This window comes from Myroides pelagicus (assembly GCF_009711055.1).
GTDB classification, from domain to species: domain Bacteria; phylum Bacteroidota; class Bacteroidia; order Flavobacteriales; family Flavobacteriaceae; genus Flavobacterium; species Flavobacterium pelagicum.
In genome coordinates this window covers 1-25,633 of record NZ_WMJY01000023.1, presented here as the reverse complement: position 1 = coordinate 25,633, position 25,633 = coordinate 1, and the positions used below count along the sequence as shown (strand labels likewise).

At 31.4% G+C, this 25,633-nt stretch carries 27 protein-coding genes and 1 pseudogene; 18 read left to right on the top strand and 10 right to left on the bottom strand.

The annotated features are described in order from the left end of the window. Nucleotides 1-10 precede the first annotated feature (10 nt). On the top strand, nt 11-439 hold the full coding sequence (locus GJV77_RS10525) for a plasmid mobilization protein (RefSeq protein WP_155036317.1): 429 nt from the start codon (nt 11-13) through the stop codon (nt 437-439). 3 nt (nt 440-442) lie between these two features. Next, nucleotides 443-1,711 carry a conjugal transfer protein MobB gene (gene mobB, locus GJV77_RS10520; RefSeq protein ID WP_155036316.1) on the top strand — a complete coding sequence of 423 codons (1,269 nt, stop codon included), beginning with the start codon at nt 443-445 and terminating at the stop codon, nt 1,709-1,711. 206 nt (nt 1,712-1,917) lie between these two features. Here mobB and GJV77_RS10515 read toward each other — a convergent pair whose 3' ends face one another. The 3 genes from GJV77_RS10515 to GJV77_RS10505 form a co-directional block, all read right to left on the bottom strand. Further along, nucleotides 1,918-2,886: a phage exclusion protein Lit family protein gene (locus GJV77_RS10515; RefSeq protein WP_155036315.1), complete on the bottom strand. Its 969-nt coding sequence runs from the start codon at nt 2,884-2,886 to the stop codon at nt 1,918-1,920. Between the two features lie 216 nt (nt 2,887-3,102). Further along, nucleotides 3,103-4,095 (bottom strand): restriction endonuclease, encoded by a 993-nt coding sequence (locus tag GJV77_RS10510; protein WP_155036337.1) that lies wholly within the window; start codon nt 4,093-4,095, stop codon nt 3,103-3,105. A 152-nt stretch (nt 4,096-4,247) separates the two neighbouring features. Beyond that, on the bottom strand, nt 4,248-4,946 hold the full coding sequence (locus GJV77_RS10505; RefSeq protein ID WP_155036314.1) for a hypothetical protein: 699 nt from the start codon (nt 4,944-4,946) through the stop codon (nt 4,248-4,250). Nucleotides 4,947-5,815: 869 nt separating this feature from the next. Between GJV77_RS10505 and GJV77_RS10500 the strand changes: the two genes are divergently transcribed. From GJV77_RS10500 to GJV77_RS10485, 4 genes are read left to right on the top strand one after another with little or no spacing between them, the layout of a single operon-like run. Next, a complete protein-coding gene (locus GJV77_RS10500) occupies nt 5,816-6,583 on the top strand; it encodes a ParA family protein (protein ID WP_155036313.1) in 768 nt (255 codons plus the stop codon). 3 nt (nt 6,584-6,586) lie between these two features. Then, nucleotides 6,587-7,018 carry a DUF3408 domain-containing protein gene (locus GJV77_RS10495; protein WP_155036312.1) on the top strand — a complete coding sequence of 144 codons (432 nt, stop codon included), beginning with the start codon at nt 6,587-6,589 and terminating at the stop codon, nt 7,016-7,018. An 11-nt stretch (nt 7,019-7,029) separates the two neighbouring features. After that, nucleotides 7,030-7,302 (top strand): DUF3408 domain-containing protein, encoded by a 273-nt coding sequence (locus GJV77_RS10490; RefSeq protein WP_155036311.1) that lies wholly within the window; start codon nt 7,030-7,032, stop codon nt 7,300-7,302. A gap of 3 nt (nt 7,303-7,305) precedes the next feature. After that, on the top strand, nt 7,306-7,809 hold the full coding sequence (locus GJV77_RS10485; RefSeq protein WP_155036310.1) for a hypothetical protein: 504 nt from the start codon (nt 7,306-7,308) through the stop codon (nt 7,807-7,809). A 16-nt stretch (nt 7,810-7,825) separates the two neighbouring features. Here the strand turns inward: GJV77_RS10485 and GJV77_RS10480 are convergent, their stop codons facing one another. Both GJV77_RS10480 and GJV77_RS10475 read right to left on the bottom strand, forming a co-directional pair. Next, on the bottom strand, nt 7,826-9,817 hold the full coding sequence (locus GJV77_RS10480; protein ID WP_155036309.1) for a UvrD-helicase domain-containing protein: 1,992 nt from the start codon (nt 9,815-9,817) through the stop codon (nt 7,826-7,828). Then, entirely contained in the window at nt 9,792-11,606 is a 1,815-nt protein-coding gene (locus GJV77_RS10475; protein WP_155036308.1) for an ATP-dependent nuclease, read from the bottom strand. Before GJV77_RS10475 ends, GJV77_RS10480 begins: the two co-directional genes overlap by 26 nt. Before the next feature lie 163 nt (nt 11,607-11,769). Here GJV77_RS10475 and GJV77_RS10470 point away from each other — a divergent pair, with 163 nt between their 5' ends. The 12 genes from GJV77_RS10470 (at nt 11,770) to GJV77_RS14930 (ending at nt 23,237) form a co-directional block, all read left to right on the top strand. Beyond that, nucleotides 11,770-12,078, top strand: coding sequence for a DUF4134 domain-containing protein (locus tag GJV77_RS10470; protein WP_155036307.1), 309 nt, complete (start codon nt 11,770-11,772; stop codon nt 12,076-12,078). An 11-nt stretch (nt 12,079-12,089) separates the two neighbouring features. Next, on the top strand, nt 12,090-12,434 hold the full coding sequence (locus tag GJV77_RS10465; protein ID WP_155036306.1) for a DUF4133 domain-containing protein: 345 nt from the start codon (nt 12,090-12,092) through the stop codon (nt 12,432-12,434). Then, complete coding sequence (locus GJV77_RS10460; protein WP_155036305.1) at nt 12,418-14,922, top strand: TraG family conjugative transposon ATPase; 2,505 nt, start codon at nt 12,418-12,420, stop codon at nt 14,920-14,922. The genes GJV77_RS10465 and GJV77_RS10460 overlap by 17 nt, the downstream gene beginning before the upstream one ends. 84 nt (nt 14,923-15,006) lie before the next feature. Further along, a complete protein-coding gene (locus GJV77_RS10455) occupies nt 15,007-15,639 on the top strand; it encodes a DUF4141 domain-containing protein (protein ID WP_155036304.1) in 633 nt (210 codons plus the stop codon). Nucleotides 15,640-15,641: 2 nt separating this feature from the next. Then, nucleotides 15,642-16,637: a conjugative transposon protein TraJ gene (gene traJ, locus GJV77_RS10450; RefSeq protein WP_155036303.1), complete on the top strand. Its 996-nt coding sequence runs from the start codon at nt 15,642-15,644 to the stop codon at nt 16,635-16,637. Nucleotides 16,638-16,644: 7 nt separating this feature from the next. Further along, complete coding sequence (gene traK / locus GJV77_RS10445; protein WP_155036302.1) at nt 16,645-17,268, top strand: conjugative transposon protein TraK; 624 nt, start codon at nt 16,645-16,647, stop codon at nt 17,266-17,268. A gap of 270 nt (nt 17,269-17,538) precedes the next feature. Beyond that, the gene (gene traM / locus GJV77_RS10440; RefSeq protein ID WP_155036301.1) at nt 17,539-18,822 is read left to right on the top strand and encodes a conjugative transposon protein TraM; all 1,284 of its coding nucleotides are present in this window, start codon (nt 17,539-17,541) and stop codon (nt 18,820-18,822) included. A 35-nt stretch (nt 18,823-18,857) separates the two neighbouring features. Beyond that, nucleotides 18,858-19,730, top strand: a complete 873-nt coding sequence (gene traN, locus GJV77_RS10435; RefSeq protein ID WP_155036300.1) for a conjugative transposon protein TraN — start codon at nt 18,858-18,860, stop codon at nt 19,728-19,730. Between the two features lie 151 nt (nt 19,731-19,881). Beyond that, complete coding sequence (locus GJV77_RS10430; RefSeq protein WP_155036299.1) at nt 19,882-21,162, top strand: hypothetical protein; 1,281 nt, start codon at nt 19,882-19,884, stop codon at nt 21,160-21,162. 32 nt (nt 21,163-21,194) lie between these two features. Beyond that, nucleotides 21,195-22,214: a hypothetical protein gene (locus GJV77_RS10425; protein ID WP_155036298.1), complete on the top strand. Its 1,020-nt coding sequence runs from the start codon at nt 21,195-21,197 to the stop codon at nt 22,212-22,214. 91 nt (nt 22,215-22,305) lie between these two features. After that, nucleotides 22,306-22,656, top strand: a complete 351-nt coding sequence (locus tag GJV77_RS14935; protein ID WP_240142854.1) for a winged helix-turn-helix domain-containing protein — start codon at nt 22,306-22,308, stop codon at nt 22,654-22,656. Beyond that, a complete protein-coding gene (locus tag GJV77_RS14930; RefSeq protein WP_240142853.1) occupies nt 22,653-23,237 on the top strand; it encodes a restriction endonuclease in 585 nt (194 codons plus the stop codon). Before GJV77_RS14935 ends, GJV77_RS14930 begins: the two co-directional genes overlap by 4 nt. 320 nt (nt 23,238-23,557) lie before the next feature. Here the strand turns inward: GJV77_RS14930 and GJV77_RS10415 are convergent, their stop codons facing one another. The 5 genes and pseudogenes from GJV77_RS10415 to GJV77_RS10390 form a co-directional block, all read right to left on the bottom strand. Next, nucleotides 23,558-23,851: a helix-turn-helix transcriptional regulator gene (locus GJV77_RS10415; protein WP_155036297.1), complete on the bottom strand. Its 294-nt coding sequence runs from the start codon at nt 23,849-23,851 to the stop codon at nt 23,558-23,560. 400 nt (nt 23,852-24,251) lie between these two features. Next, nucleotides 24,252-24,713: a DUF2004 domain-containing protein gene (locus tag GJV77_RS10405; RefSeq protein WP_155036295.1), complete on the bottom strand. Its 462-nt coding sequence runs from the start codon at nt 24,711-24,713 to the stop codon at nt 24,252-24,254. A 37-nt stretch (nt 24,714-24,750) separates the two neighbouring features. Further along, entirely contained in the window at nt 24,751-24,951 is a 201-nt protein-coding gene (locus GJV77_RS10400; RefSeq protein WP_155036294.1) for a helix-turn-helix domain-containing protein, read from the bottom strand. A 313-nt stretch (nt 24,952-25,264) separates the two neighbouring features. Then, nucleotides 25,265-25,384 (bottom strand): annotated as a pseudogene (locus GJV77_RS14925) (site-specific integrase); the annotation flags it as partial. Beyond that, the coding region (locus GJV77_RS10390; RefSeq protein ID WP_155036293.1) for a tyrosine-type recombinase/integrase at nt 25,356-25,633 on the bottom strand (278 nt) is incomplete at its 5' end. The pseudogene GJV77_RS14925 and the gene GJV77_RS10390, both read right to left, overlap by 29 nt.

Sequence of the window (25,633 nt, the reverse complement as noted above, 5' to 3'; positions counted from 1 at the left end):
ATAAGATACTATGCAAACTATCAATAAAAACAAAGGAGGAAGAAAAATAAAATCCGATCCTAAGAAATACAGACATGTTTTTAGACTCACTGAATCTGAAAACCAACGATTGCTTGCTTTGTTTGCATCATCAGGGATAACAAACAAAGCAAGCTTTCTTGTTTCTATGCTTTTAGATAGACAAGTTAAAACAGTCAAAGTAGATGTAGCAGCATTGCAATATCATGCTACACTTACTAAGCTGTTTAATCAATTTAGGGCAGTAGGAGTGAACTACAACCAAATTGTAAAACTTTGTAACCAATACTTCTCTGAAGATAAAGCGAAACGTTCTATCTCAATACTTGAAGAATATACCAAGGACTTATCTAAGCTTTGCTATTACATTATCAAGTTATCGAAGGAATTTGAAGATAAGTACCTTAATACTAATTCATAAGTTATGATAGCTAAGATTGGCAAAGGAAGTAATCTTATTGGAGCTTTGTCCTACAATCAATTAAAAGTTGAGAAAGGACAAGGCTCCATTTTGTTTACAAGCAACTTGCCTGAATCAACTAAGACTTCAAATTATATCGCTCAAGTTTACAAACACTTTGAGCCTTATTTGCTTCTAAATAACAAGACTGAAAAAGTTGTACGGCATATTTCATTGAATCCTAATCCCAATGATAAATTATCTGATGATACTTTAAATGAAATTGCTCAACAGTATATGAATGCGATGGGCTATACAGAGCAGCCTTATATTGTATATAAGCACAGTGATATAGAAAGAGAGCACATTCACATTGTTACTGTTTGCACAGATTTAGAAGGGAAGAAAATTGATGATAAATATGATCATTTAAAATCAATGAAAGCTTGTCGTGAAATTGAAAAGCAGTTTAATCTAATTTCTTCTATAAGTCAAACAAAAGAGGAATCAAAACAAATTCAATTTATACCAGTTGATTATACTAAAAACAATCTAAAAGCTCAAATAGCTTCAGTAATAAGATATCTTCCCACATATTATAACTATGATAGTCTAACAAGTTATAATGCTTTATTATCACTATTTAATATAAGAGCTGAAAGGGTAGAAGCATCTTACAACGGACAAACAAAACAAGGTTTAGTATATTTTACAATAAATGAAAAAGGGGAGAAGATAAGTAATCCTTTTAAGGCTTCCTTATTTGGAAAAAGGGCAAGCTATCACGAATTAGAAAAACATTTTAAAGCTTCAAAAGAGAAACTAAAATTCCTACTCAATAAAGCTACTTTAAAACAAACTATTGAAATAGCTTTAAACACTTCAAACTCATTAGAAGAATTTAAAGAAGAACTTTTAAATAATGGAATAAACGTTATTATCTTTCAGAACAAGGACAATCGTTTCTATGGCGTAACTTTTATCGATCACAACTCAAAAAGTGTCTATAAAGGTTCTGATTTAGGTAAAGAGTTATCAGCTAATACACTAAATAAAAAATGGAGTAGAACAGAAGATCAAACTAATTCAATATTAATACTTTCTCAAAAGATTAATACTTATGAATCAGATGAGTTACATCCAATGTTTGAGCACTTATATTCTGAAACTACCAATTTTAATAATAATGAATTTGTATCATTGTTTAATCTTTTAAACAATAACCAAGAGATAGATTATGAAGAATTGAGTTTTGAGCAAAGGATAAAAAGAAGAAAAAAAAGATCTTTGTGAAACAGTGCACCTAATTAGATATTCAATGTTTAAAAGTTCAGTTACATTATCTTTCATTTTAGTTTGATTATAAATATCTTATATAACAACGCATGTAGGCTTTGTGAAGTGGTAGAATTGAAGAGAAAGGTTTCAATTTAGCGACACAGTAAGCAAAAGTCCAAACTTCGATTTTATTCTTAAGTCGCTATTGCACAAAGCCTTTGTTAACTGCTGCTTTTTTCACTTTGAATTTCTTGTCTTATCAAGTCATACAGTTCTTTTAAGTCTTGAACTTTTTTTGGCCAATTAAAATTTTTTATGAATTGATTGTCCCAAAGTTTAAATGCAAGGACTGCAATTCCCCAATGAGGATCAGCATTTGAAGCATTAACCTTTTCAATTAGTTTGTGAATTCTGTCATCAGTTGCTGGATGTGTTGTTGTTTCTGATTTTTGTTTGAAAAACAACATACTGCAAAGTCCCATAAGCACTCCAATTTCTGCTGATAATTTAGTATTATTTGTTACGCCACTTAAAACAAGTTCCATTGACCTTAGGTCAGCTTCTTTTTCAAATTCTAGAATATCACTAACAGTATTTCGACCTTGTTTTATTTTTTCTATGTGGTCAAATTCAATATGAGCAAATTCATGACACAGGATAAAATTCATTGCGTAGATAAACAATCCATTAGCTCTTTCTATAAAAAAGGTGTCGTCTGCAGCATACTCCTCTGGATTGGGTAAATTGGTTTTGTCCCACACAGAGTAATATACAATTAATGATTTTGCATAATCAAAAAGTTCTTGAGCTTTGTCTATTTTCTTGGTATCAATTTTATGAAGCATTGTTTCGGATACCAGATTTTGGCTAACTTTTGCTATTGCTTCGTCATATAATACAAGCATTGAATAACACACACACCAAACGTATGAAAGGAACGTTTCGTGAACGTGTATTTTTCCATGTTCGTCAACAAATGGAGTTTGATAATGACCGTCAACCATTTCATGAATTGCTTTATCATTAATATAATATCCTATTCCACTTTTAAGACCTTTGTTCTTAATTAAAGTTTTAGATAACTCAACAAAAGTTGGATTGGTCGTTTCAAATTGAAGAGTCACATTGTGTTGCAAGACCCTTACAGGTTGGTTTCCTACATGTGATGATGATAATCTATTTATTCTCATGGTCGTATTTTAAAGTTGCAACTAACGGTGTGCATATTGGTGATAGTAGTGGATTAGAAATTCAAAACTTTCAATTTTGCACTAAGCTAAACACAACAACTTTTTATATTTTCTAAATTTATAAAAAAAGAAAATATAAAAGGCTGTTGCGAATAAAAAAGGAGAAACTTTTAATTTTTTCTTAAACAGCCATTTCGCCAATATGATGGTAGTTCTTTATCTTTTCGACATTTTGTTAACCCAATCTGTAATCTCTTTATTTTCAGCATAATTTAATGGGTATTTACGGATTGAGATAGCTTTTTTTCCACCAGTTGCAATCTTCGAAGTAGTAGCGATAAGTCCTTTTTCTGCATCTTCAAATAATAAATCAGCATAAAATGCTTTTACTGTTTCAATTTTTACTTCGTGAGATTCCTTATGTCGTTTACATTGAATTATTATATATGGTTTTTCTTTATTAGTTGTATTGTATACTCTTATATCAATACCACCATCATTTGATCCTGGGCCAAGTTCTATTTCAAAATCTTGTCTATTAAAATACTCTGCAGTTAATCGTTCAAAGTTTCTCCAATGCATATATTGCAGCTTTTCTGGATTTGCTTGTAAATAATTAATAAATTTCTGATCGATAAATTCATCTTCTTTAAGTGGTATATGTTCTTTTTCAAATAAATCAGACAAAGATATACCTCCATCCCAAAGAATTTCTTCAACGGGTTTGATTGTATTTGACATTGTTTGATTATGTAGAATGTCTTTGAAAGCTTCAACGATGACTTCAATAGGATATTCATTCTCAGAAACTAATTGATCAATTATAGGTTTTGGATCAATAAATTGAGGATTATTTGGATTATAAATATCACTCATCATTTGAAGAATCTTTCTACATAAAGAAGAATAACAAATTCCTTGTTCCTCCCAAACTAAAATTTTATCAATATTTTGAATAAAGAGAGGTGAGTTTTTTTCTAATTCTCCAAGTCTTTTTCTGACACTCCAACAAATTTCATCGAATTTTTCTGAACGAATTCTTACTGCATTATTTTTTCTAATTGAATAATTTTCAAAATAAGAATTTGGAAAGTCATGATTTAGAATTTCAATTAAATAATCTTCTGAAATAACGATGCCAGTTTTAATTACAATAATATCTAAAATTGTATTTACACAATTTTCAAGATTCCATACTATTGAACCCATTGATTGATTGATTGATTGATTGATTGATTGATTGATTGATTGATTGATTGAAGCTAAAGTTTCGATGATTGGCGTCAGTGGTGGAAATTGAAGCGAAAAGTTTCAATTATAAACGACAAAGTAAACAAAAAAAAGAAAATTCATTTTTAGTCTTAATCTGCCATTGTGTCAAACCCTTGTAAGTTGATGTTCTTTATTTTTTGAATCTCTGTTTCTAACCTTTTAATTGCATCTTTATAAAACGTTTCAAAGTCAAAATCTTTAGGTAAAGGCTTTACTGTTATTCGATATAAATCAGTTATATAATTAAGAATGAAAATATAGAACAAAGAAAAAGTATTAATCATCTGAATACAATTATTTCTATCGAGCTGTTCTATAACTCTAAAATATTCATTTATATCACTCTCGAAATGTGCAATTATTTTATTTCGAACAGACTTTATTTTTTTTTCAAATTCATATTCAATTTTAAATTTTGTTAAAATTTTATTAAGTTCTTTCAATTGCTTATCGTAATATTCATTAGGAATAAACTCTTTAATAATTGTTATCTTTTTATTATATGAATTAACAGCTTCATATATATTCAAATAAGCTAATTTGATAAAGTATTTCTCCTCATTTTTCGTTTCAGAGCCTATTAAATTCTTTTTTATGTAACTTAATTCTAAACAAACTCTTGTAATTAGAAAAGTTATTTCAAGAATTTTCTGATCGTTTTCAAGAATTTCATTTGAATCTAATTTTCTTGAAATTTCTTTTAGACCGATTTGTATCTCATTTGATTTTTTGACGAAATCCAAATTTCCTTCAAGTTCAGAAATTATATTTTTTAATTCATTTTTCATATGAAGTTTGGTTGGTAATAATATTAGCTAACATTGTTTTTTACGAAACAAGTACAATGTAATTTTGTTAAATAGCATCTATATGGGTATTTTGTTAAATCTGTTACTAATATAATTAGTTTTTGTAAACTAAATATTTACTAAACGAACATATTATGGATGACAAAACAATTAACCAATATTTTCTTTTCAAACATATTAAAACTTTATCTAATTCTATTACGGAAATCCGTAAACCGCTCAATATTTTGAGTCTATCTATGATTTCAACAAAAACTAGCGACTTCGGAGTAGTTTTCCAGCCCTCTGCAAGAGCAAGTAGTTTTGAAAGCTCGAATCTCAATTTCGGGTGCCTCAAAACATAACTTGCTGTAATCTTTCGATTACGTAATCCACCAATTTTACAAAGTAAAATCTATAGTGATTTCATATTAATAAATCACCCACTATTTGACACTAAAATGCCAAATATTACCACAAAATGCCATAAATCAGATTCAGCTGGTTTATGAAGTTTCTTTGTATGTATAATCATATTTGCATAGGTAGATAGATCAGTTACAAAGTACTGATGTATCTAAAAAAGTAAGTAATGAGGTCATTACGCACATTAGTATATAATTAGAGTAACAAGTAGTTATTTAAGTATCTATTATGCTAAGTACAAGCGTAGCTATTCAACTATTTATGTGAAGTATTGCATAGAAAAGTATATAGCTAAACAGGTAATTAAACATTTAACTAACTATCTATTTAGACACATAGTTCACTACTTAACTAAGTAAATAACTACAAGTATAGATGACTACAAATTTACTAATAGACTAACGTATCTATTTACTTAAGCAAATAGCTAAATACATACAATTATGAAAACAAAAAAGGAACCAATTTTTGTAGCATTCTCTTCTCAAAAAGGAGGAGTAGGAAAAAGTACATTTACCACGTTAGTGGCAAGTATTTTACATTATCAAATGAATTACAACGTAGTTGTCTTTGATGCAGATTTCCCACAGCACAGTCTTGTGAAAATGAAAGAGCGAGATTTATCCATCGTGATGGAAAACGTGGTATTGAAAAAACTCGCCTATAAGCAGTTTACAACGATTAATAAAAAAGCCTACCCAATATTGCAAGAGAAAGCAGATAATGTACTGAACGCAGCTAAACAGTTTATAAGTGAGTCAAATATACCAGTTGATGTAGTTTTCTTTGATTTACCAGGAACGGTTAATACCGCTGGAATCTTAAATGCATTATCGGGCATGCACTATATTTTTACACCTATCACAGCCGATAGAGTAGTGATGGAAAGCACGCTTGTTTTTACACAGCTTCTGAGAGATGTTGTTATGAAAAAATCAGAGACAGCAATACAAAGTATTAATCTGTTTTGGAACCAAGTAGATGGGAGGGAGAGTACTCCTTTGTATGATGTCTATAATCAAGCCATTGAGGAATTAGATTTTAGTTTGATGCAATCTCAGATTAAAAGTAGTACAAGATTTCGTAAGGAGAGTGAAGCTACAAGCAAGTTTGTTTTCCGCTCTACGTTACTACCACCAGATAAACGTCTTAGTAAAGCAAGTGGTTTAGATCTTTTTATAGAAGAATTTTTAACAATTATTCAATTATAAACCATGGAAAAAGAAAATAAAAAACAACCGCATATTGATGAAGAACTAATGATGAGTCTAATGGTGGATGGAGTTAGAAAAGAAGGAATCAAAGAACCATCTCAGTTAGAGATTGAAATAGTAGAAGAACAGAGAAAGACAGAAGACACTCCTTTAAAGAAGAACTCTGTTTCAAAACAAAAGAAACAAACAAGGCAATCTGTTGAAACAGATTACGAGAGTATCTTTTTCAAAAAATCAGACACCAATGCCAGAGATGGTAAGACAGTGTATATAAGACCTGAATTTCATGAAAAACTAACTCGTATCATTCACATAATAGGTGAGGACAAAATAACGATTTATGCCTATTTAGATAATTTGTTAGACAATCACTTTGATGAGTTTGCTGAGCAAATTACTAAGAGTTATAATGAAAAATATAAACCAATTTAATATTAAGAAATATGAAAAATATATTCAAAAAAACAGAAGAAAAAAACGATATTAAAAAGTATGAGGATCAGTTTTTAACTAATCGATTACCTGCAAATAGTAAAGGAAAGGTGGTGTACATCCGCCCTGAACATCATGAAGTACTTATTCGCCTTGTTCAATTATCTAAAGAAAATAAAACAACGCTATATGCTTATATTGACAATATCTTAGAACAGCATCTTAAAGATCACGCAGATGATATCAAGGCTTATTTCCAAGAACATTTTAAACCAATTCTCTAACTGATGGAAATAGTTATCATAATCAGTCTGGTTCTTGTAATTGCTCTTCTGTTATTAGATAAAAATAAAACCAGTAAACAAGAGAACCAATCTAAAACAGAAGAACTACCTTTTAAACAAGATGTTCCTATCAGCATTATAGGAGAAAGTAAACCAGTTATATTAAAGCTGTTTCTAACGAGTCAAACAGATGGTGAACTTGATTTAGAAGAGGAAGAAAAAGAACTAAGCAAGAATTTAGAACCTTTAGATCACGAGTTTACTGAGCGAGTCAGTATGGATGAGCTTAATAGTTTTGTTAACTCTATTGAACAAGAGTTAATTAATGAGGATGTAATAAAAACAATAACAAAAATAGAAGGATCTGAGTTACTTGAATTACTCCAACAGGCGATGCCTGATTCAGCAAGGACAATAGCGAAACTACTAGATCAATCATTAAGTGTAAAAACACCAAAGAAAGAGGAAGTAGGTAGTGATGGATTTAATATTGGGGATTATATTTAATCCCCAATATTAAAAACTATTCCACATATCTTATTTCCCACATATTTTGATCAAGATTTTCAGTTAATTGATCAAATCTAGTTTGATGAATAGCAATACATAAAAGATCTGTTGGGCGAGATAGACCAACGTAGGCCATTTTCGTTGAGCTTTTATGATGAACTCTTCTATCATTAAAGTTACTTCCTAGAAACTGAGGCGAAAGCCTTTCAGATTCATAACTGCCTTGAAAAGAAGATTCTAAATATAATGTAGCTACATGAGTTTGTCCTTTAACAGAATGTACACTAGCTATATCAATCTTTACGTCTCCTTCAACATAACAGTTGGATATAAGTTCATTTTGATTTACCTCAATGATATTTTCTGGATCACTATCTATAAATTGTCCACTCATAGTTATAATACCATCGTTTTTAAAAAGTAATAGGAAATCAGGAATATAATTTTTAATGTTTTCGTAAACATCTTCAACTTCTCCTTTAACTATTTGTAATGACCAATTATATAAATTGTGGTTTAAAATTTCATATTCATTAGGTTTAAAAAATTTAAGATAATTTATTAACCGTTGAATGCTGTAAGAAGTATTATTTACATCTTTAATTCGTTCTAATCTGAGTATTCTTAATAAGGCATTTAAAATATTTTTTCTTATTGGGGCAAGTGTTTTTTTATCTCGATTAAAATAAATCAAATAACTTTTTAAGCAATTGTAATCTTGTCTAGGTTTTGCTTCTTCTTTTTTGAAAGAAGGATAATAATCTTCTAATCGTAGCTTGTTAGGATCATTGCGATTCCTTTGATCTTCTTTCCAATCAGTATTCCAACATATTGCTTTTAATTTTCCCTTATTCTGCAAATCATTTTCGCGGATAATACTAGTGAAGGTAGGTAATATATTAGAAATAGTATCATTATTAAACACCAATATATGTGGCTTTATTTCACAGTCATTCAACCCAATAATATCAAAATTCCCTCCATTAGTATCAATTGCAAACTTTTTAACAAGATTTGCAATAGGAGCGCTTAATCTTTGACTACCATTAAGAGGTAACACTAAAGCTCTATCTTGCCAAATATCTATAGTTTTTACTGGATTATAAATAGCCTGATTTCTATCACCAATACGTTGATAGATAGAAGTACTATCAATGAAAAAAATTTCTTCCAATATATTGTATTGATGTATATCCATGTCTTGCATTTCATCAACGAAAACTAGTTGAAACCTTTGCTGCAAGATTGTTTTAATAATTGGATATTTAATAAGATATATTTTTGCCAGGAAGTAAGCATCATCAAAATGAAGTACTCCTTCATGTTGCATAACATTATATTTGAAGCGTTTTAGCCACTCTTTAATTCTTGTCTTTTCTTTATCAGTAAAATCTTGCCAATTTTTTCCTCTCTTGGGTTTTGTAATAGGCAGTTCTATATCATTAATACCTTTTATAAGTTTTGTTTCATTATTAACGTAATCAAATCTAAAGGTATATTTAAAGTTATTTCCAATTAAAAAGTAACGAGCATTTTTTTGCTCTTGAACACGAAAACCAGGAAGATTTAAACCAAATATTTCATCTATTTTTTCTTCATATATTTCATTGTCAATTCTTATTGGCTTTTTTTTGAATTTTTGAGTGTAAAGAGGAATAGCTAAGAATTCATCCACAAATCCTTGTATAGTACCAATGAAATTAGGATATGAAAAAAGTTTAGGACAGTACTTTTGTATGCGCTCTTTAATTTCATCTACAGCTGCATTAGTGTGGGATAAAACTAATATACCAGAACCATCTGAAAAAGGGAGCTTAGCCTCTAATATAAGAAGCTTGGCTAAAAGAACAGTTGTCTTGCCACTTCCAGGAACCGCTTGTAAATCCAAGGTGTTTAAATTGCAAATAAATGCTCTTCTTTCTTGATCAAAAGTTTTACCTTCAGGAAGAAGTATGCTTTCTGCATATTGAATATCTTGATCAGTTATTTCTATTACCTGTTGCATATTTAATGGCTTGAATTAAATAATTAATAGTATCCTCTTCGTTATTTATATCTATTTGAATAGTTCTTATATCTTCTTCCAATAGCAAATCCTGATCGATTGCATCAGCCATTTGATAGGCAATTTCTGTTTTGTTCAACCCTCGATTGATTAGTTTTTGAGCTAATTCTTTTTGAAAGTCGTTATCCCAAGGTGTATTTGAATGAATAGTTTGAACAATACTTTGAAATAAATCACTTAAGGAAGTCGATTTAAATAAAGCATATTCCAAAGTCCATGTTGGGGCAATAAAGTATTCTACTGATTGATCATTTTTACGACTTATTTCTTCTATTTTAGCAATAGTTTCTCTAGATACTGTATTTTGTTCACGTAGTTCTAGTTCTTCTCCATTTTTGACATATTCTCTAATGTCAGAATCAGTTATTACTGAAATTGGTATAGTCATGTATGGTTCATTGTTTCGTATAAAAATTTTGGAATAATGTTCAAAACCAATATTGCCAACATTAACTACAGATACTCCATGTTTAGTCAAATCGTAGCCTATTAACTTAGCAAGACTAGGTAATAAAATTTCTTCTGCCCACCCTTCAACAAATATGACTCCTTTGGCAAAGAATAAATTAGCTTTAGTTGTATCTAAAAACTTTTCTAAGAATTTATAATTAACAGGATTAAGTTTTGTAAGACCTTGTCCCATAGGAAAAGCGTTCCCATTATTACAAACAATAAGGTTTTCAAGAGACAGTTTTGAAGCTAAATTTGGACTATGTGTACTAAGGATAAGTTGAATGTCTTTTTGTTTTTGAAATGCTTCAATTACTTGCATTTGTGCTTGAGGATGTAAATGAGCTTCCAATTCTTCAATCAAGCCAAGTCGTAAACCAGTCCAATTACTTTTGTTTAAATGAAGTAATTCTGCCGCCATAAACAACCTATTTAATGTACCGAGTCCAGGGTTTGTTTGATTTTCTAAATAAAGGGATAGTTTTTCTAGTATACCTTTTATGTTATTTGTGGTTGAATTAAATAATGTTTGATGTCTTTCATCATAAAAATCTTTGATATATCCATCAATTTTGTCTTTTATAGCTCTTCCTTCTTGAGGGGCATATTCCTGTGGGACACCTTGTTCATCATCATGATGTGTTACAAATTCTCCTTTGAAATAATTCTCTAAATCAGTACTTAATCTATTAAAAATCGTTACAAGTTCATGGTCATTTTCTCTTCCTTTAAAGGTTGGATCCCCTGCAAGAATTTGAGATAGTCTAGAATTTTTTTTAGCTATTAATTCATTCTCTGCATCTCTAAGAGGTTTGAGATAGGTGATTTTTAGATATTCTTTTGCTTCTGAAGTTAATAAATATCCTTCATCATCAACCCCAGCTTTTATATCCGCAGGTAAGATTCTGTTATTACTCCTTTTTACATCATAGTTTAGTTGCAAGTAGCACTCGATGTTGTTATCTGAACCTTCCCATGCTAACCATTCAGTAAAATTTTTAGCTTCCTGAGTAGTGAGTCCTTTAAAAATTAATTGAATACGGAATCTAGTAGAATCTTGAAAAAAATCTTTGTCTTCTACTCGGAGATATTCATAACTATGAGTTTTTAAAACGAGTTTGATTGCATCGATGATAGCAGTTTTTCCTGAATCATTTTCTCCTACGATTACATTTAAGCCTTTAGTGAAATTTAAATTGAGATTAGGGTTAGCAAGGTCTAATTCTCCATTAGTACCAAATTTTCTAAAATTCCACAGTTTGATATTTGATAAATACATGTTTGAAATTAGTTTTTTACTAAGTTATGATAAATAGTAATATGACAGATAAGGCAATCCACATCCACTAACTTCCACAATCAATCCCTTAAACAGTTTTCCAAAGACATTTACCAAAGTATCATGCGAAGGGCATGATTATAACGTACTAAATGTCATTCTTATGAAAACAAAAACAACCAAACAAAGGCTATTCTTACTACTTGTCGTACTAAGTAGTCTGCCACTCTTAGCTCAAGGAAACGGAACAGCAGGAATCACAGAAGCTACCCAAATGGTTACCTCGTACTTTGATCCAGCCACTAAACTAATCTACGCTATTGGAGCAGTAGTAGGTCTTATTGGAGGGGTAAAGGTGTACAACAAATTTTCAAGTGGTGATCCCGATACAAGCAAGACAGCGGCAAGCTGGTTTGGAGCTTGTATCTTCTTAATTGTAGCGGCTACAATTCTTCGCTCATTTTTCCTTTAAACGATACGCTTATGAAAAAGTATAGTATCAATAAAGGCATTGGATCGAGCGTGGAGTTTAAAGGGCTCAAGGCGCAGTACCTGTTTTATTTTGCCGGTGGACTCTTAGGTAATCTAATTCTTGTTATGGTTTTGTATATGGCAGGGGTAAACAACTTAGTTTGTTTAGCCCTTGGCCTTAGTACATCTGGCTATCTTGTTTACAAAGTATTTTCACTAAACAAGAAATACGGTCAGTATGGACTTATGAAGCTTCAGGCAAGAAAATACTTTCCAAAGTATATCATCTCAAGAAAAGAGGTCAAAGGGTATGTAAGTAGAAATTTAAAATTAAGAACCTATGAGAAATACAGCTAAGACAAATACTCTTGAGCGAATGTTTCCGATTCTATCGGTTGAGAACAACTGTATTGTTTCCAAACAAGCAGATATCACGGTTTGTTATAAGGTAATTCTACCTGAGATATTTACTATCTCAGATAAAGAGTATGAGACTATTCATAGCGCGTGGCATAAAGCGATTAAAACATTGCCTGAGTTTACTGTGATACACAAACAGGATTGGTTTGTAAAAGAAAGCTATGAAGCTGATTTTAAAGACGCAGAACAAAGCTATTTAAGTAGAAGCTTTGAAAGGCATTTTAATGAACGTCCCTATCTGAATCACAGTTGTTATCTGTTTATCACAAAGACCACAAAAGAACGAATCAAAAGTCAGAGTAACTTTTCTTCTCTTACAAGAGGAGAGCTCATTCCAAAAGAAATGAGAGATAAAGACACCGTTCAAAGTTTTTTAGAAGCAACTACGCAATTAGAGAAAATTGTTAACGACAGTGGATTGATAAGCTTAATTAAATTATCTGAAGAAGATCTCATAGGCTCAGAAGATAAAAGTGGACTCATAGAGCAGTATCTGACTCTAAGTCCTAGTAAAAGAGGAAGTCTTCAGGATATTGCTATTAGCGCGGATGAGGTGAGAGTAGGAGATAATCGTATCTCTTTACATACGCTTTCAAGTACGGATGATCTGCCAAGTGAGGTGTCGTATTTATCTCGCTATGAAAAACTATCAACTGATAAAAGTAGTATGACTTTATCGTTTGCCTCGCCTGTTGGACTCTTGCTTAACTGTAATCATATCTACAATCAGTATTTGTTTATAGAGGATAGTGATTACAATTTAAAGCAGTTTGAAAAATCAGCCAAGAATATGCACTCGCTTGCCAGATACAGTAGAGCGAATCAAATCAACAAGCAGTGGATTGAAGAATATTTAAATGAAGCTCATAGTAAGGGATTAACATCCATTAAAGCTCACTTTAATGTAATGGCATGGTCAGATAATCATAGTGAGCTTAAACAGCTTAAAAATGATTGTGGAAGTGCAATAGCTTCAATGGATTGTGTACCAAGACATAATACGGTAGATGCTCCAGCGCTTTACTGGGCAGGTATGCCAGGTAATAGCGCTGACTTTCCAAGTGAAGAAAGCTTTTATACGTTCATTGAACCAGCACTTTGCTTTTTTACAGGGGAGACTAATTATCAAAACTCACTATCTCCCTTTGGAATAAAAATGGCAGATCGGCTTACTGGTAAACCGATTCACTTAGATATCTCAGATCTACCTATGAAAAAAGGAATTATCACCAACCGCAACAAGTTTATCTTGGGACCTTCGGGAAGTGGAAAGAGTTTTTTTACCAATCATATGGTAAGGCAATATTATGAGCAAAACGCGCATGTTTTGCTTGTTGATACAGGCAACTCTTATCAAGGATTATGTGAACTGATTAAAGCAAAGACAAAAGGAACAGATGGGCTGTACTTTACATACACCGAAGAAAACCCAATTGCTTTTAATCCTTTTTATACGGATGATGGGGTTTTTGATATTGAAAAAAGAGAGAGTATTAAAACTCTGATTTTAACGCTTTGGAAGCGAGATGACCAGCCACCTTCACGAGCAGAGGAAGTGGCGCTTTCAAATGCTGTTAGTGGATACATCCAAAAACTTCAAAACAGTGATATAAAACCAAGCTTCAATACTTTCTATGAGTATATCAAAACAGATTACAAAGCTGAGTTGGAAGATAAACAAGTTAGAGAAAAAGACTTTGACCTAGCAAACTTTTTAAATGTTCTAGAACCTTACTATAAAGGCGGAGAATACGACTATTTATTAAACTCAGAAAGTGAGCTTGATTTACTCAATAAACGCTTTATTGTATTCGAAATTGACGCCATTAAGGATCATAAAATCCTGTTTCCTATAGTGACTATTATCATTATGGAAGTGTTTATAAACAAGATGCGTAGACTTAAAGGCCAGCGCAAACTAATCTTAATTGAGGAGGCTTGGAAAGCCATAGCCAAAGAGGGGATGGCATCGTACATTAAATATCTTTTTAAAACTGTTAGAAAGTTTTTTGGAGAAGCTATTATTGTAACCCAAGAGGTGGATGATATTATTCAATCTCCGATTGTAAAGGAGAGTATTATCAATAATTCCGACTGTAAAATACTTCTTGACCAGCGAAAGTATATGAACAAGTTTGATGATATACAAGCTATGCTTGGACTCACTGACAAAGAAAAAGCTCAGATACTTTCAATTAACTTAAACAATAATCCAAACCGTCTTTATAAAGAAGTATGGATTGGTCTTGGAGGTACTCATTCAGGTGTGTATGCTACAGAAGTGAGCTATTCGGAGTATCTCGCCTATACCACTGAAGAGACTGAAAAACTACAGGTCATGAATTTGGCTAATGAACTCGATGGTAATGTAGAGATGGCAATAAAACGTCTTGTACAAGAAAAACAAGAAGAGTATAACCAGTAACATTTGTATCCACCTTCTTTAACGATAAAAGAGGGAGGTGAATAATTAATCAATAGAATAAACAATCAATTAAAACATATTACAATGAAAAAATTATTACAGGTAGTTGTGGTAGCTATGTTACTAATTCTACCAATACAGATGAATGCCCAGTGGGTAGTTACAGATCCCACTAATTTGGCATCTGGCATATTAAACAGTGCCAATGAAATTATACAGACTTCTTCAACAGTTAGTAATGTAATTAAAAACTTTAAAGAAGTAGAGAAGGTTTATAAACAAGGTAAGGAGTATTATGACAAGCTTCAAGCGGTAAACAATCTTGTCAAGGACGCAAGAAAGGTTCAACAGACAGTGTTACTTGTTGGAGAAGTTTCAGAGCTCTATGTCAAGAACTTTGGCAAGATGCTTAATGATCCAAATTTCTCTGCACAGGAACTTGTAGCTATTGCAAATGGGTATTCCGTATTACTTCAAGAAAGCACAGAGCTTGTCAAGGAGCTTAAGCAGATTGTAAGCGCCTCGAGTCTTTCTTTAAATGATAAAGAGCGTATGGATATTATAGACAGGGTTTACAAAGAAGTAAAAAACTATCACAACCTTGTTAGTTATTACACCAGAAAAAATATAGGTATCAGCATCTTAAGGTCAAAGAAGAAAAATGATACTCAAAGAGTACTTGATATGTATGGTACCTCTAACCAGAAATATTGGTAGTTATGGGAGATAGTAATTTACATGAGGTACTTCAGAATCTCTACTACGATATGATGCCTCTATCAGCCCAGATGGCAGGGGTGGCTAAAAGCTTAGCAGGTCTTGGTGCTCTTTTTTACATTGGTATTAAAGTATGGCAAGCTTTAGCAAGAGCAGAACCTATTGATGTGTATCCGATGCTAAGACCTTTTGCTTTGGGTATTTGTATCATGTTTTTTCCAACCCTTGTTCTTGGAACATTAAACACGGTTTTGAGTCCTGTGGTTAAGGGGACACATCAGATTTTAGAGCGTCAAGTGATTGATATGACTTCTTTACAGCAGAAAAAAGATATTTTAGAAAAAGAGGCAATGCTACGAAATCCTGAGATTGCCTATTTAGTTTCGGATGAAGAATTTGATAAAAAGCTTGATGAACTAGGTTGGTCTCCTTCTGATTTGGCTGCTATGACAGGAATGTATTTAGAGAAATGGCAATATGATTTTCAAAAGAACTTAAGAGATGGTTTTAGAGAGATATTAGAAATGCTCTTTCAAGCATCAGCTCTTGTTATTGATACGATTCGGACTTTCTTTTTGGTTGTACTTTCCATACTTGGTCCAATTGCCTTTGCTATCTCGATATGGAATGGTTTTGAATCTACACTCTTGCAATGGCTCACACGGTACATCAGTGTGTATCTCTGGCTTCCAGTAGCCGATTTGTTTAGTAGTATGCTTGCTAAGATTCAATCTTTAATTATTGAAAGAGATATACAGATGCTTGCTGATCCAAGTTTTGTCCCTGATACCTCTAATACTGCTTATGCGATTTTTATGATCATTGGTATTGTGGGATATTTTACAATTCCTACAGTAACAGGATGGGTAATTCAAGCAGGAGGAGCAGGAAACTTTATGCGCAATATGAACAAAACAGTTTCTACAACTGGAAATATAGCCACAGCAGGTGCAGGCGCCGCTGTCGGAAATATTTCAGGACAACTAATTAAAAAATAAAAGTATTATGGAATTTAAATCACTTCGAAATATAGAAAATAGCTTTAAACAGATTCGGCTTTATGCTATTGTATTTGCATCGGTTTGTCTTTTAGTAGTTGGATTTACTATCTACAAAAGCTATGATTTTGCCAAAGAGCAAAGAGAGAAGATTTATGTGCTGGACAAAGGTAAATCTCTTATGCTAGCTCTCTCTCAAGACGCAAGTATAAATAGGCCAGTAGAGGCAAGAGAACACGTAAGGCGCTTTCATGAGCTATTTTTTACCCTCTCACCTGAAAAGGCAGCTATAGAAGGTAATATGCAAAGAGCATTTAACCTTGCTGATAAAAGTGCTTTTGACTACTACAAAGATCTACTTGAAAAGGGATACTATAGTCGTGTTATCTCAGGGAATATTCAGCAGCGAGTTGAGGTAGATAGCATTCAAATAGATTTTAATAATTATCCCTATAAGACAATGACTTATGCTACCCAGTATATCATACGTTCAAGTAATCTCACTAAAAGAAATCTTGTTACAAGTAGTCAGCTTATATCTGCGGTTAGGTCTGATAATAACCCTCAGGGGTTTATCATTGAAAAGTTTACTGTTGTTGAGAACAAAGACTTAGAAGTTGTTAAACGATAAAAAACTAATCCATGAATAAATTACAACTTTTAAGACATAGCTATTCCAGTAGGCTACAGACCTATTGGAATAGCTTCTCAATAAAAAGACAACGAGTTTTATTACTTGCTGTATATACACTTTACAGCCTTGTTTGCCTTTTGATTATAAAGACAAGCTTTATAAGAAACAGTCTAAACAATCAAGAGAAACAAAACAATATCAGACCTGTAAAGTATTTGCTTGAAAAGCAAAAGGTAGAATCAAAATCAAATATTAAAACCATTAATTATGAATCACAATCAAATAGATAAAACCCACCAAATAGAGAAAGTACCCAAAGAAAATAAGGTATTCCAAGGTATCATTGAAAAATACAAAAAGCATATCGTCTTTACTTTAATGGGTATTGTGTTTTTAGGGGCTATGTACCTTTTGTTTAAACCAGAAGACAAAGAGCTTATCATTCACAATGATTCGGTTCCTGAGGCGATAACACAAGGGATGCCCACAGACAAGGCCAAAGCCTATGAAAAAGAACTATGGGAGCAGAAGCAACAAGAAAATAAAAACCAGATGCATTCCTTAGCAGATTATTGGAATGAGTCGCAAGACGAGTCAATTAATACTTATAATCACAAAGATTATAATGTAGAATCAACTTACACGCCCTATGAGCAGTCTTATCAAAACTATAAGCAAAGCCAAGATGTATTGAGTAGTTTTTATGATAATACAGAAAATCAAGAAACTGATAAGCTTAAAAAGCAGATCGAAGAGTTAGAAAAGCAATTAGAAGAAAAAGATACTCCAACGCCTATTACAATTGATAGCCAATTAGAGCTTATGGAAAAGTCTTTTCAGATGGCAGCAAAGTATTTGCCAGGTGGTCAAAACCAAGCTGAATTACCACCAACTAATCAGACTACAAACATTAAAACAATTTCAAGTAAAAAACAAGCTATAACGGTGGTTGATAGAACTGGTAAAGAGATTGTCTCTTCACTTGTAAAACCAACAAGTTTACTGGATTTTTTACCTGTTAATCTTGAAAATAATCCAACCTTTTATACCGCCGAAGGAGAACCTAAAACGCAAACTCACAAAAACAGTATAAGAGTCAGTATCAAAGAAGATCAGGTTATTATAAACGAAGGTTACATTAAACTAAAACTCTTAGAAAGCATTGTAATTGATGGAGCTCTATTACCTGAAGCAAGTACGCTCATTGCTAAAGTCAAAGTAAGCAGTGGACGATTAGAGCTAAGTGTAAACTCTATTAAGATCGACGATAATATCATTGATACAGAACTTATTGGTTATGATAACTATGGACAAAAAGGACTTGAGGTATTAGATCTTCAAGAAATAAGCGCCTCAAAAGAAATCATTGCCAATATGGGACAAACAGCAGGAACGAGGATATCAATGAGTAAATCTGCATCAGATCAAATAGCGGGAGACCTAACCAAAGGACTCATCCAAGGGGTGTCAGGATACTTTTCAAAGAAAGTAAAAGCCCAGAGAGTAACATTAAAACAAGGACAAGAACTGTTTCTTGTTCCCAAAGAATAATAACTAATCAAATAAAAACATAAAAAGAAATCATTATGAAAACAATTATAAAATATATGCTACTGTGTTTATTAGCAGTAAATACAGTAAACGCTCAAGAGAACAAAGAGTCTATCAATCTATCTAATGCTGAGGTAACACCATATGAGATAGAGCTTACCCAAAACAAAACAACGCATATTCTGTTTCCAAGTAGCATTGAATATGTAGACTTAGGAAGTAGCGAAATAATCGCCAACAAAGTAGAGGCTACCTCTAATGTACTTCGTTTAAAAAGTGTAAAAGAAGATATTAAACCTACAAACTTTACTGTAATTACAAACGATGGTAAATACTATAGCTTTAATGTTATCTACAAAGAGCAACCAATACAATTGAGTTATGACTTAACCAAATTTGAAAAACAGAATAGTAAACAAAAAAGTGAAGTTCTGTTTAAAGATTTAGGTACTACCAGTGCAAGTTTAGCAGATCTTTTTATGAAAGCTATTATTAAAAAGAATAAGAAGGAGCTAAATATCAAAAGTAAAAATTATGGAGTAGAAGCAAGGTTAAAAAGTATCTATACCCAAGATGGTAAACTTTACTTTCATCTTTCTATTAACAACAAAAGCAATTTACCATACGAGGTTGACTACGTTAGTTTTAAAATTAAAGATAGAAGAACTACAAAACGAACTACAATTCACGAAGTCAGTTTAAAACCGATTAGAAGTTATAGAGATTTTCAAACGATCAATAGCCAAAGTAAACAAGACAATGTTTTTATGTTGGATCAGTTTACTTTCTCTGATAAGCAAACGCTTTTAATTGAAATCAATGAAAAGAATGGAATTAGAAAACAAAAACTAGCTGTTAAAAAAAATAAAATTCAGAATGTATTGATGGTGAATAAAATTAAATTTTAAGTTTTTAATAATAAAAATGAAGGGCGTCTATCAATCGTTAAGTTTTGATTAGATGCCTTTGTTTTAAGTTTAATAAGTTCATATGTGTATTTGAGTTTTAAAAGGAATAATTGGATATATTTGAAGTTAACCTTCTAAAAACCTATTTGTTATGTCAAATTATGTCTATTTTAAAACAAAAACAGATTACTTGTATAATGTAGATTCAAAAAATGATATTTTCAGTGATGATCTCTTAGATTTAATTAAGGATACAGAACTAAAAGAATTAATTATCAATAAATATGACTTAGATAAGAATATCCTGATCAATATTGATAAGGCTGATATAGTATATAATCAAATCAAGAGCTATGTCGATAGATTTGAGTTGTTGAGATTAACTGTACCTGAGAATAAAGTTGATACTTTTTTGAAAGAGAATCCAGAAGAGAAGAAGTACGACTATTATTTTAATATCAAAGAAGCTTGTATTGATGAAAATACAGGAGAAATGATAGAGAACCTTGAGGCGGTAGCTATTTATGATTCACTTGATTTGTTTTATAAAGCTCGAAGTTTATCACAATATGTAAAGTCTTTAAATAAATCTAAGAACTTAAATAAAAGTCAATTATTAGATGATTTGAATATTTCTTGGAAAAGACACTTTGATAAGTATCCAAAAGATGTTAAACCCAAGATATTTAGAGTATTGAAAAATAAAGATCTATACTATGTCAAAAGTATAAATAGTAAGCAATATAAGGAATATGGGATTGCTGAATCTTTTGTTTTATCAATGCTTGAATTGAATAAAATTCATTTGAGAGAGGAGGTTAATTTTACTATTTCATCTATCTCGTTAAGAGAATCAAAAATAGATATGATTATTTCTTTGGATAAAAAGGTATCAATAAAAGATGTTGGTTATTTTAGACCTTCTATTTCAATTAGAAATGAAGATACAGGAAATGCTTCCTTAGGAGTACATACAAGTATAGAGTTTTATCCTGAAAATAACGAGGATAACAATAAGATATACTTGTTCCCTAAAAAAGATAAGGACAATAACAAAATTGAAAATAAAACAACTGCAAACCATACCATAAATCAAGATACATTGTTAGAGTTATTTGAATCAATATCAGATTTATTTGATTATTTAAAACAAGTAGAAAAAGATTTTAAATTTTATAATGATGCTCAGCATCCAGATGAACTCAGACAAAAAATCGCTGAAAAAGTTTGTAATACAAAAGGTATGTTTAAGGGGCTAACACAACTACAAGGGCTGTTTGAAAGGAAAAAAGATCAACAGATTACTAATCTTCAAAATTTACTTGAAATGTGTGGGAAGGCAGAAATGTTAGACATGGATTTTGACCTTAAGTTTAAACTTAGATATCTAATATCAAACGTGCTTTTATATGGTAATAATACTATTAAATAGATTATAATCAGATAAAAGAGGGAAATCTGAGTATGGAAAAATTTAGAAAACCTGATCAGTTTTATAATGATCAATATGATAGACATACAATAGAAGAGCTTAAAGAGTTAGAGTTGCAAATTGAGAAAGTTTACAAAAAAATAAAAACTAATCAGAATTCAGAGCATGATTCTGATTATTTTAAGCTTCAAATGCAGTATCAAGATACAGCTGTTCATTTTGCGAGGCAAAGAGAGAAACTTATACAGTCCCGTATTTATGAAGATGAAAAAAAGGATAGATTAATTCAATCAGTATCTATACCTAAAAATGTAAGATGTAATACTTGCCTTGAACAGATGAAATTTGATATGTTTGATTTTGTAGAAAATGATTCAGAGATAATATTTGTTTTTTCATGTAATGATAAACATCTACCTAAAAAAGCAGTATATGCTGATGGTAGAGAGTTCTATGTTGCCAAACATCTATGTAGCTATTGTGGAGGGAAGCTTAATAGTACTCAAAAAGAAACAAATGGTAAGTTGACTTTAATTGATACCTGTGAACAATGTGATAAGGTTGAAACTATAGAAATAAATCGTTCTGGCACAAAGATATTACCTATCAATGAAGATGAACGAAAAAAATATTGTGCAGATTTTATAGGGTCAAATACTTTTTATGAAGATTTAGAGGCAATAACTAATTTAAGTATTAGTCTTGATTTAGATAGCGAAATTGATGTCAATAAATTGAAACAATTAAATATAGCACAAATAGAAAAGGTATTATCTGAAGAACTTGAAAAAGCAAAATTCACTAAAATTCAATTTGAAAAACCTCAAGTTGGTAGATATTTAACTGTAGAGTTTTCAGCTCAAGATTTATCTGATAGAAATGAAACTAATAGCGTAAATAAGCTGGTACAAATAATTCAAAAAGTTTTATTCTCAACTAACTGGAGATTAGATGTAAATAGTGTTTCCTGTAAATTAGGATTTTTAAGTGCTCATATTAAAGGATATTCAGTGAAAGAAGATTTACTTAGGATTCTTAAAGAGATAAAATGAATAAAATAGTGCTGTATGATTGGGTGTTTTTTTATTTGTTATCTTATAAACCTAAGTTATCTTTACTAATTAGTTTTGTAAATAGAATGAAATGGCTATACCTAAACATGATGAACTAAGAGTACCAATACTTGAAATTTTAAGTGATGGTCAACAGTATAAATTAAAACAGTTTCAAAAGCCTTTAGCAGAGAGGTTTAAATTAACAGATGAAGAGATTAATGAAATGTATCCATCAGGTAATGGGCATGTTTTTTATGATCGTATCTCGTGGGCATTAAGCTATATGAATATGGCTGGTTTATTAGATAAACCCAGCCGTGGAGTTTATGTTATTAATACGAAGGCTAAAGAACTTTTAAAGACACCTGAAAAGATAAATTATTATATAGATGATAAAATGTCTAAGAGGGAAAAGAAAAAAACTCTGGAGAGGAGTTGATAAATGATTTTCGAATTTCGAGAATACAAGAAGATGCTACACCTTCTGAAAAGTTGTATGCCTCTTTTACAAATATTAAAAATGCTGTTTATGATGAGATTATTGAAAGTATTCTTAGTAAGAGTCCAGCATCTTTTGAACGATTAGTTGTGATGTTATTGCAAAAAATGGGATATGGTGGTGAAGTTAAAGATTCAGGATTGGTAACGCAGATTTCTAACGATGGAGGTATAGATGGTGTTATAAAGGAAGATGTGCTTGGTTTTGGTCGTATTCACATTCAAGCTAAAAGGTTCAACTCTAAGTTATCGGTAGGGAGACAAGATATACAAGGTTTTGTAGGTGCATTAGCTGTAGCTCAATCTAATAAAGGGGTATTTATCACGACATCTTATTTTACACAAGGAGCGAAGGATTATGTAAAGAGTTTAAATGGATCTACTACAGTTGTTTTGATTGACGGAAAGGATTTGGCAGAGTATATTTATGAGTATGGACTTGGTATGCAAGTAGAACAAACTATTGAAATTAAAAAGTTAGATGCTGATTTTTGGGATAGTTTTGAAGATGATAATAGATAAACTTTTTATATTTGAAATAGTATTAATATATTAAAAATCTTCGACTTAAAAGCTGATCTAATTCATGGCACACAAAAAAACAAGGCCTGAAAGTCGCTATTTATAAGACTTACGGAGTAGGGGGTAAATCCCTCTTTAAGATACTTGAAAACCGATAGCTTATGCTATCGGTTTTTTATGTTTACATTATTCTACTTTTTATAATTTTACGCTAACATTTTTTTCAAATGTAAATTTCAAGTGTACTACATTCTCCTTTATCCTTCACCAATAAAGGACCATAACTTTTTGCGCCGACATTTTAATTCAAGAAAAACCTCCTAAATATTCCTCTTTTTCAAGACATATTCGCGAGCTTTTTCCTGAAGTTGATCATCAGATAAAGACTTGTTTTTAAGTAACCACTCATCAATTTCAGATTTTTCAAAGAATAAGTATTTACCATTAGGTTTAGAGTAGGGGATCTTACTAAAATGAACCAAGTGATAGATATATGATTTTTTAAAACCAGTATATTTCTCTAGTTCTTCAACAGATAGTATTTCCTTATTATTAGAGATAATAAGTTGCTCTAGATAATCAAGTTTTTCAAGTATAAGTTTAATAGGTTCCATAATCAATTGTTTTTAGATTTGGAAGCAAACTACTATTATATCATAAACGACTAAAGTCAAGTGTACTTTTAGGTAGTACTTGGCTTGTTTGGAAAGAATTCAGGATATCTCCGTAATTTCAAATTATCACTAATTACATTAGTATAAAATAAAAAAGGTAAACACCTCGTTTACCTTTTCCTTGTTTCTAGTATTGAATTAATATAGGAACTCATGCTCCCATCCCAATAACAATGGACACAGTGCTTACCCTCGAAAAGATGGTTACAGTTGGGATATCCGTACAAGACGTGGGCACAAGTAGGGCATAGTCCCTCCATTGCTGAAGTATGCGTGTAGTACAAACTGTTGCATTCATCACAGTGTTTGATTGGTAGAGAAGGAGTCATAATATGATAGTTTAACTTTCCATAGTGATATAGTGAATTGAAAGATCAGGTGTTAAATCAACAACCAATAAATATTGAGTTAAATCTTCATCAATAGAGAAGTCAATAGAAATAAAGCGTTTTTCTAAGGTAGGGCAAATATTAATAGCATATATTTTTAGTGCATCAACAAATTGTTCAGAAGAAGTAATTGACTGAATTAGAGGTTCATCAGCTAATTCACTGCGATGATGATCGATGTATTCCATTACTTCCTCAGCAAAAGCACTAGTTAGTAGTTGATCTTTTATGGATTGTATATGCTCTTCTACGCTCTCCAAAAAAGTTGCTACACGTTGTAAATCTGATGTTGTTGGTTTGTCTCCTTCAAAGTCGATGTTTAAAGAAACGTCTTGTCCTTTTGTTGTTGTAAAACTAGCTTCAAAATAATCTTCATTTAGATCTAGTGCTCCAAAATAGGGTAATTTAATCATAGTGTTATTTTTTACGTTTTATTTCGTGTGTAGCCATTTACTTGATTCTAAATTTACTTGTTTCAATTGGATTTGGTAGATCTATAGTAAAATGTTCTTTTTCATATTTTTCAATTAATATTCCTAAACTCTCCAGCTCATCACTATCCTGCGTTCCAGGAAGTGCATCAAAAATCAATTCTAGTCTTTGTAAAGCAGCTTGGTAATCTTGTTCGGATTTTATAGGTTTCAATTTCATAATTTAAATTGGTTTATACAGATTTACAAATTATTTTCCAATTTAGGGACCTTTTTTAATACTTTATTAAATTGCCTTGCCTGCTAAGAAAAAGAAAGTATAAGTATTGTGGTAATAAAATCACCCCCTAATTTATCTAAATTTCAATAATGAGCTCAAGATAAAGTTCTACTCTTTTTAGTAAGATTTTTTGTTCTCTGTAAGGGGAAAGCGTTATGAAATTAAACACTAGGTAGGATAAAATCAAAGCCAAGTGTACTTTCAAGTACCACTTGGCTTTAGCATAATTATAATCTGTAATCAACCCCTTAGTTTAAAATCCAAATTTAAGCTCAGGAATAAGCTCAGAGGCTTCTTTCATTTTACTATCTATGATCTTAGCATAGATTTGAGTTGTTCTAATTTCACGATGTCCTAAGCGCTTGGAAACCGTGTNATTTAAGCTCAGGAATAAGCTCAGAGGCTTCTTTCATTTTACTATCTATGATCTTAGCATAGATTTGAGTTGTTCTAATTTCACGATGTCCTAAGCGCTTGGAAACCGTGTAAATATCCGCTCCATTCTCTAAGAGTAGTACCGCATTGGTATGTCTAGCACTATGGAAGGTAATATGCTTTTGTATACCCGCTCTGTTACACCAACGTACAATTTCGTTATTGTAAACTGCTGAGTATTTAAGAC

What these genes read in the sequence shown, in the direction of transcription:
- GJV77_RS10525 (WP_155036317.1), top strand. Translation starts at nt 11, where the DNA reads ATGCAAACTATCAATAAAAACAAAGGAGGAAGAAAAATAAAATCCGAT.
- mobB (WP_155036316.1), top strand. Translation starts at nt 443, where the DNA reads ATGATAGCTAAGATTGGCAAAGGAAGTAATCTTATTGGAGCTTTGTCC.
- GJV77_RS10515 (WP_155036315.1), bottom strand. Translation starts at nt 2,886, where the DNA reads ATGAGAATAAATAGATTATCATCATCACATGTAGGAAACCAACCTGTA.
- GJV77_RS10510 (WP_155036337.1), bottom strand. Translation starts at nt 4,095, where the DNA reads ATGGGTTCAATAGTATGGAATCTTGAAAATTGTGTAAATACAATTTTA.
- GJV77_RS10505 (WP_155036314.1), bottom strand. Translation starts at nt 4,946, where the DNA reads ATGAAAAATGAATTAAAAAATATAATTTCTGAACTTGAAGGAAATTTG.
- GJV77_RS10500 (WP_155036313.1), top strand. Translation starts at nt 5,816, where the DNA reads ATGAAAACAAAAAAGGAACCAATTTTTGTAGCATTCTCTTCTCAAAAA.
- GJV77_RS10495 (WP_155036312.1), top strand. Translation starts at nt 6,587, where the DNA reads ATGGAAAAAGAAAATAAAAAACAACCGCATATTGATGAAGAACTAATG.
- GJV77_RS10490 (WP_155036311.1), top strand. Translation starts at nt 7,030, where the DNA reads ATGAAAAATATATTCAAAAAAACAGAAGAAAAAAACGATATTAAAAAG.
- GJV77_RS10485 (WP_155036310.1), top strand. Translation starts at nt 7,306, where the DNA reads ATGGAAATAGTTATCATAATCAGTCTGGTTCTTGTAATTGCTCTTCTG.
- GJV77_RS10480 (WP_155036309.1), bottom strand. Translation starts at nt 9,817, where the DNA reads ATGCAACAGGTAATAGAAATAACTGATCAAGATATTCAATATGCAGAA.
- GJV77_RS10475 (WP_155036308.1), bottom strand. Translation starts at nt 11,606, where the DNA reads ATGTATTTATCAAATATCAAACTGTGGAATTTTAGAAAATTTGGTACT.
- GJV77_RS10470 (WP_155036307.1), top strand. Translation starts at nt 11,770, where the DNA reads ATGAAAACAAAAACAACCAAACAAAGGCTATTCTTACTACTTGTCGTA.
- GJV77_RS10465 (WP_155036306.1), top strand. Translation starts at nt 12,090, where the DNA reads ATGAAAAAGTATAGTATCAATAAAGGCATTGGATCGAGCGTGGAGTTT.
- GJV77_RS10460 (WP_155036305.1), top strand. Translation starts at nt 12,418, where the DNA reads ATGAGAAATACAGCTAAGACAAATACTCTTGAGCGAATGTTTCCGATT.
- GJV77_RS10455 (WP_155036304.1), top strand. Translation starts at nt 15,007, where the DNA reads ATGAAAAAATTATTACAGGTAGTTGTGGTAGCTATGTTACTAATTCTA.
- traJ (WP_155036303.1), top strand. Translation starts at nt 15,642, where the DNA reads ATGGGAGATAGTAATTTACATGAGGTACTTCAGAATCTCTACTACGAT.
- traK (WP_155036302.1), top strand. Translation starts at nt 16,645, where the DNA reads ATGGAATTTAAATCACTTCGAAATATAGAAAATAGCTTTAAACAGATT.
- traM (WP_155036301.1), top strand. Translation starts at nt 17,539, where the DNA reads ATGAATCACAATCAAATAGATAAAACCCACCAAATAGAGAAAGTACCC.
- traN (WP_155036300.1), top strand. Translation starts at nt 18,858, where the DNA reads ATGAAAACAATTATAAAATATATGCTACTGTGTTTATTAGCAGTAAAT.
- GJV77_RS10430 (WP_155036299.1), top strand. Translation starts at nt 19,882, where the DNA reads ATGTCAAATTATGTCTATTTTAAAACAAAAACAGATTACTTGTATAAT.
- GJV77_RS10425 (WP_155036298.1), top strand. Translation starts at nt 21,195, where the DNA reads ATGGAAAAATTTAGAAAACCTGATCAGTTTTATAATGATCAATATGAT.
- GJV77_RS14935 (WP_240142854.1), top strand. Translation starts at nt 22,306, where the DNA reads ATGGCTATACCTAAACATGATGAACTAAGAGTACCAATACTTGAAATT.
- GJV77_RS10415 (WP_155036297.1), bottom strand. Translation starts at nt 23,851, where the DNA reads ATGGAACCTATTAAACTTATACTTGAAAAACTTGATTATCTAGAGCAA.
- GJV77_RS10405 (WP_155036295.1), bottom strand. Translation starts at nt 24,713, where the DNA reads ATGATTAAATTACCCTATTTTGGAGCACTAGATCTAAATGAAGATTAT.
- GJV77_RS10400 (WP_155036294.1), bottom strand. Translation starts at nt 24,951, where the DNA reads ATGAAATTGAAACCTATAAAATCCGAACAAGATTACCAAGCTGCTTTA.